A 5764-nucleotide genomic window follows, 5' to 3' on the forward strand; every position below is an offset into this window, starting at 1 on the left:
TTTCCCGCATGATTCTCTGGCTGGTGGTCGCAGCCTGACCCTGGCAGGATCCGCTCAATTCAACCAGAAATATCCGCTCGGTATGCCGACCACCGCCTGCGGTGAAGGTAAGGAAAAAGAAGGTGATATTCGTCATTATTCATTCACAGGTATAGGTCAAGTCACCAACCCTCTCGACCCTGATTCAGCATTGAAAGTTACAGCTCTACTCATTGATGGCGGCAAGGAAAATGATGGTCTGGTCTCCCGCTGTAGTGCCAAATTCGGCAAAACGATTCGGGATAACTACAATTGGAACCATCTGGATGAAGTGAACCAGCTCCTCGGATTAAAGAATATCTTTGCTCCAGACCCAGTCGATGTTTATCGGCAGCATGCCAACCGGCTCAAATTGCAAGGCCTGTAATTCAATCTCATCCCTGTCATCACAATGTGCAGGGATTTTTTAATTTTTAAACCGCCAGAATGGAACTTTATGAAAATTAGAATGCATTTTATAACCTTATGCTGCGTGTTATTTACGGGCCAATATGTGCAGGCTTCCAATTTGCAGCAAGCAGAATCCAGATTTGTCGTGTCCAATTATGCCAAAACACAATACCCGATTGTATTTGCACATGGCATGGTCGGCTTTAATCGCATTGGTTTTGATGCCTTAAGCATGGACTATTGGTATCAAATTTTGCCTGATTTAGCCCGTAATGGTTCAACTGCATTTGCCACCCGCATCTCACCTTTCAATTCCAGCGAAGTCAGAGGTGAACAATATGTGGAGCAACTCAAAGAAGTCATGGCGATCACCGGCGCCAAAAACTGAATTTAATCGGTCATAGTCATGGTGCGCATACCGTGCGTTATGCTGCAGGGGTTATGCCGCAACATGTAGCCTCAGTGATGACTGTGGGCGGTGCCAATCAAGGGACGATTGTCGCCTCTAATGTCATGCGACTTGCCAATCAAACCGGAACATCTGAACTGCTCAATACCCTGATCAGCAGTTTTGGCAATGTCATCATGTGGGCACAAGGTTTAGACGGTCAAGCTTTCCCACATAATGCTCTGGCAGCAGGACACAGCACGTCGATTGAAGGGACAGCCGAATTTAACCAGCGCTTTAAACTCGGTCTTTCGCTGAGCCCATGTGGTGAAGGCAAATATAAAGACCAAGGCATTGCGCTGTATTCAATGACCGGCAATCAACCCGTAACCAATCCCTTAGATGTCAGTGATGCAGCCATGAAAGCCTTGGCTCTGCTTTCTGCGAGTAAGGCTGGCGCGAATGATGGAATCGTGTCGGTGTGTAGTGCCAAATTTGATAAAATCATCCGTGATGATTTTCCATGGAATCATCTGGATGAAATCAATTTGTTGTTCGGCATTAAAGGCACCTTTGCGCCTGATCCGGTTGCTGCCTATCGTCAACATGCCAACCGCTTAAAACTGCAAGGTTTATAAAGCTACACAAGCATCTATTCATCCAGAGGCTTTTTCTATCTTATTTTTCTCTATTTTTTTTTAAAATTTACTTGTTAATCATGATTAAACTGCATATAAAATATTCATCAAATATAAAAAAAGAACTGTGAAATAAAATAAATGCAGATACGTTCTATAGAAATCAAAAACGAATTTAAAAGAATCTGCCCCGGCTGCAAACGAAAAGTCATTAATCCTTTTCAATTTAAAAAATATGAGCCTTATTATTGCACCTCTTGTCATCGACATATTATCGCAAATGTATGGATCAGTATTTTACTGTCTATCACACAATGTTTTATTTGCATTCAACTTTTTAATGCAGGATTCCAGTCTTGGGGATATTTTGTATTATTCCTGATGTTTATTCATAAAATTTTCTTAGATATTTTGGATGCTATGATCTTGCCTTTGCAGGAACATTTCGAATAAATCTAAATAAAAAAATCAAACATAAAAAAATGCGCCCAAAGGCGCATTTTTTCACTCGTATAAAACTTAAAATTAAGCTTTGGTTTTACGAGCTGGTAATTTTTCACGAATACGTGCAGCTTTACCAGACAATTCACGTAGGTAGTAAAGTTTAGCACGACGAACGTCACCACGACGTTTCACTTCGATACCAGCAACGATTGGAGAGTGAGTTTGGAATACACGCTCAACGCCAACACCGCTAGAAATTTTACGTACTGTGAACGCAGAGTTCAAACCACGGTTTTTCTTAGCAATTACAACGCCTTCGAACGCCTGTAAACGCTCACGGTCGCCTTCTTTTACTTTAACTTGAACAATAACTGTATCACCTGGTGCAAAAGCAGGGATGTCTTGTTTCAATTGTGCGTTTTCAATTACTTGAACTAAAGGATGCTTACCGCTCATGGGGTATCTCCAATATGTGCGAGTCAGAAGAGGTCTGATCATCGCTGGGTATAGAGGCTAAAGCGCATACACCCGATTATCTTTCCCTTTGTGGTTGACCATCTCAACCATAAAGAGCCTATTAAAGAATACTTAAATAATTTTAAGTACTTGCTTGAAGACAGAAATGATCACTCATCAATATCTTACAAATCTTTTAGCCATTTTTTCTGCTGCTTGGTCAGTTCGACTTTTTCCACCAACTCTGGGCGGCGTTCAAGTGTACGCTGATATCGCTGCAAAAACCGCCATTTTTCAATATTGGTATGATGCCCGGACTTTAACACCTCAGGCACATCCAAACCTTCAAAATGATCTGGCTTGGTATATTGTGGGCAGTCTAGAAGACCATCCACAAATGAGTCTTGCACGTGTGACTGTTCATCAGACATCGCACCCGGAAGTCTCCGGATAATACTGTCCAATAAAACCATCGCAGGCAGTTCACCACCCGACAAGACATAATCTCCAATTGACCATTCCTGATCAACATATTGCTGGATCAAACGTTCATCGACGCCTTCATAACGTCCGCACAGTACGATGATTCCGTCATATTTGACAAAATCCTGTACCGCAGTTTCGTTTAAGGTTTTTCCTTGCGGTGACATATACACCACAGGAACCTGAACTGCACCTGCTTGCGTTGCAAGCTCTTTGGCATGCTGGATTGCTTTTGCCAGAGGCTCCGCCATCATCACCATACCCGGGCCACCACCGAATGGACGTTCATCCACCCGTTTATAGTTGCCCGTCGCATAATCGCGAGGATTGATGCAATAAATTTGCATCAACTCACGTTTTGCTGCGCGCCCGCTAATACCATAGGCTGTAATCGCTTCAAACATTTCAGGAAAAAGCGTAATGACTGCAAAAAACATCGCAGACTCCCGTATTTCCGAAAAATTTTTAGTAGTCTACGCCCCAATTGACGTAGATACGACCAGCTTCAAGATCAACGCGTTGCACCACATCTTTATGCCATGGAATCATGCGCTCTTCGCCATCGATGCTGTCGGCAGTTGCGCGAACCACCATCACATCGTTAGCACCTGTTTCAAACAGCTCAAAAATTTGACCGAGATTAATTTCTTGTTCCTGATCATCTAGACCTAACACCGTTAGACCTTTTAAATCAGACCAATAATATTCATCTACACCCGCTTGAGGCAGTTGCGATTTAGCGATCCAGACATTGGTGCCAACCAGTTCATCTGCACCAGTGCGATCACTCACACCTTTTAAGCTAACGACCAGGCCTTTACCATGTGGTTTCCAACGTTTTACATCGACAATTTGCCAACCTGCTTTGGTCTCAATGTACCAAGGCAGATAGTCAAATATGTTGCTCATGGGTTCTGTATTGGAATAGACCCAGAGCCACCCATTTAATCCATATGCTGAACGTAACTGTCCAATCTGAATACGATCTTCGGGAACATTCTGTGTTGGTGTCATGGGCAAGCTACTACCTAATTTATATAAAAATTATGCAGCAACTGCAGCTTTCTTAGCTTGAGCAGCTAGAGAAGCAACACGATCAGAAGGTTGAGCACCTTGAGAAACCCAGTGAGCAAAACGGTCAGCATCTAAACGAAGTTTTTCTGCTTTACCTTGAGCTGTAGGGTTGAAGAAACCGATACGTTCGATGAAACGACCGTCACGTGCATTACGGCTATCAGTCACAATGATTTGATAGAACGGACGTTTTTTAGCACCACCGCGTGCAAGACGAATAACAACCATGATAGAACCTTATAGTTTTTACGGATTATCCACGTACCGACCACCGGAACATTTCAAACCCCTTTCATAGAGGGCAATATTTTACGTTATATTTGCTATGAAAGAAAGATCAAATTTTAGGTTATCCACAGTTTGAATTTATATTAACGGCCGTCCCAGTTGGAGGTTGTAGATAGAGCACAAGCTGTTGCTGCTTTAACCCAAAATTTTTGACCTTGTTCATTTAGACAAATAATGCCATCTCCTGCTTGTGCTGTACCAGTTCGAGGTGTCGCCACAAGTAGCCAAGTTCGTATTTTCGCACTCGCATTTGTTAATTCAAGTCCATCTACATCTGTTAATACGATATCGTATAAAGGTTGAGTCCTTGGTATTGTTGTCGCCCCATAAGTATTTGTAGCTGTTCGACCAGCAAAAGTTTGATTCGCCATTTTAAAAGTCGTTAAACGATGCGCTACTTGCATCATTTCCGCTTGAGCATCTGTCCGATTAACTCGTACTTTATACTGTCCATAGGTTGGATATGCAATTGCGGCCAAAACACCAATAATCGCAACGACAATCATTAATTCTATCAGTGTAAATCCTGAGCACAGCTTTGCCTTAGTACTTGATATACATTTTTTCATTACCAGTCCTCACTTCCAGCAGATTGAGCTCCACAATTTGTATAAGTAACAAGGCTTGAAGATTTATTTTTGCAACGCAATCCTGCACTCGTCATTAATAGATTATAGTTTCTCGTATCGCTTGCAGTCGCTTGTATTGCCCAACCCCGAGCTCTAATCACTGAAGGGACTGTCGCATCTGTCAATAATTTAGTCGAATCTTCAGCATCTCGAATCGTTATTGTGTATTTAATCCCTGTACCTGTCGCTCCTCTTGGCAATGTCACTGAAGTCATTGCTGCAGTTTGACCGTATATATAGTTTGGATCGAATCCTCTATAGGTAAAGTTCTTTGCTTTATGGCGCTCAAGTTGCTCGGCAATTTTTTGCATTTCCTGTTGTGCCATAGATGCATTCGAGCGTCGTGCATATTCTTGATAACTCGGAATTGCGATTGCAGCAAGAATCGCAATAACCACAACCACAATCATTAATTCAATTAAGGTAAATCCTCGCATAGTCCCTCTCCTATGACTTGTAAAAGTCATAGGAGAAATTACACAAGCTTGTTGTTTAATTATTATTTCCATCGTTCATACCACCGCGTTGGATTAATGGTCGGAATACATTGCCATTTCCCAGTTCCTTTTTCATTACCTGCAATCGTAAAATCAGGACATGAACCATCTGTCGGTTCCGTTATTGGGGCAGGTGTAATCCCCACAATACCAGCACCAAGAGTATTATCATTACATTCAGTTACACCAGCAGGACAGCCTGTGGTCTTGGTTTTAAAGCCAGTATCATCTTCATCACTATTATTTTTTGAGCCATCTGAATTCAAACAAACACCAAATGGTAAGCAATAGCGTTGACGGTTTGTTTCTCCAACAACACGTGGTAAGCATGGATTCTGAGGTGCAATACCTGTTCCTTGTGGATCGTAAACAGGAATAATCAAGTTACCCGTTAATGCAATCGGCTCTTCAAATGCCTTCATACCACCGGTTATACGG

6 protein-coding genes and 3 pseudogenes are annotated in these 5764 nt (G+C 42.3%); 2 read left to right on the top strand and 7 right to left on the bottom strand.

Features of this window, described 5'->3' with window-relative positions:
- Positions 1 to 406, top strand: a pseudogene (locus tag WAK81_RS02595) (triacylglycerol lipase); the annotation flags it as partial.
- A gap of 69 nt (positions 407 to 475) precedes the next feature.
- Positions 476 to 1455, top strand: a pseudogene (locus WAK81_RS02600) (esterase/lipase family protein).
- Positions 1456 to 1980: 525 nt separating this feature from the next.
- Here WAK81_RS02600 and rplS read toward each other — a convergent pair.
- The 7 genes and pseudogenes from rplS to WAK81_RS02635 form a co-directional block, all read right to left on the bottom strand.
- Positions 1981 to 2355 (bottom strand): 50S ribosomal protein L19, encoded by a 375-nt coding sequence (gene rplS, locus WAK81_RS02605; RefSeq protein WP_180180611.1) that lies wholly within the window; start codon positions 2353 to 2355, stop codon positions 1981 to 1983.
- 185 nt (positions 2356 to 2540) lie between these two features.
- Complete coding sequence (gene trmD, locus WAK81_RS02610) at positions 2541 to 3275, bottom strand: tRNA (guanosine(37)-N1)-methyltransferase TrmD (RefSeq protein ID WP_422195564.1); 735 nt, start codon at positions 3273 to 3275, stop codon at positions 2541 to 2543.
- A 28-nt stretch (positions 3276 to 3303) separates the two neighbouring features.
- Positions 3304 to 3852, bottom strand: coding sequence for a ribosome maturation factor RimM (gene rimM, locus WAK81_RS02615; RefSeq protein WP_422195565.1), 549 nt, complete (start codon positions 3850 to 3852; stop codon positions 3304 to 3306).
- A gap of 30 nt (positions 3853 to 3882) precedes the next feature.
- Positions 3883 to 4140 carry a 30S ribosomal protein S16 gene (gene rpsP, locus WAK81_RS02620; protein WP_004281198.1) on the bottom strand — a complete coding sequence of 86 codons (258 nt, stop codon included), beginning with the start codon at positions 4138 to 4140 and terminating at the stop codon, positions 3883 to 3885.
- 143 nt (positions 4141 to 4283) lie between these two features.
- Positions 4284 to 4769 carry a type IV pilin protein gene (locus WAK81_RS02625; RefSeq protein WP_422195566.1) on the bottom strand — a complete coding sequence of 162 codons (486 nt, stop codon included), beginning with the start codon at positions 4767 to 4769 and terminating at the stop codon, positions 4284 to 4286.
- Complete coding sequence (locus WAK81_RS02630; protein ID WP_422195567.1) at positions 4769 to 5266, bottom strand: type IV pilin protein; 498 nt, start codon at positions 5264 to 5266, stop codon at positions 4769 to 4771. The genes WAK81_RS02625 and WAK81_RS02630 overlap by 1 nt, the downstream gene beginning before the upstream one ends.
- Positions 5267 to 5328: 62 nt before the next feature.
- A pseudogene (locus WAK81_RS02635) lies at positions 5329 to 5764 on the bottom strand (pilus assembly protein PilY); the annotation flags it as partial.

It is taken from the genome of Acinetobacter sp., from assembly GCF_049284435.1.
Classification (GTDB): Bacteria; Pseudomonadota; Gammaproteobacteria; order Pseudomonadales; family Moraxellaceae; genus Acinetobacter.

What these genes read in the sequence shown, in the direction of transcription:
- rimM (WP_422195565.1), bottom strand. Translation starts at nt 3,852, where the DNA reads ATGACACCAACACAGAATGTTCCCGAAGATCGTATTCAGATTGGACAG.
- WAK81_RS02630 (WP_422195567.1), bottom strand. Translation starts at nt 5,266, where the DNA reads ATGCGAGGATTTACCTTAATTGAATTAATGATTGTGGTTGTGGTTATT.
- WAK81_RS02625 (WP_422195566.1), bottom strand. Translation starts at nt 4,769, where the DNA reads ATGAAAAAATGTATATCAAGTACTAAGGCAAAGCTGTGCTCAGGATTT.
- rplS (WP_180180611.1), bottom strand. Translation starts at nt 2,355, where the DNA reads ATGAGCGGTAAGCATCCTTTAGTTCAAGTAATTGAAAACGCACAATTG.
- rpsP (WP_004281198.1), bottom strand. Translation starts at nt 4,140, where the DNA reads ATGGTTGTTATTCGTCTTGCACGCGGTGGTGCTAAAAAACGTCCGTTC.
- trmD (WP_422195564.1), bottom strand. Translation starts at nt 3,275, where the DNA reads ATGTTTTTTGCAGTCATTACGCTTTTTCCTGAAATGTTTGAAGCGATT.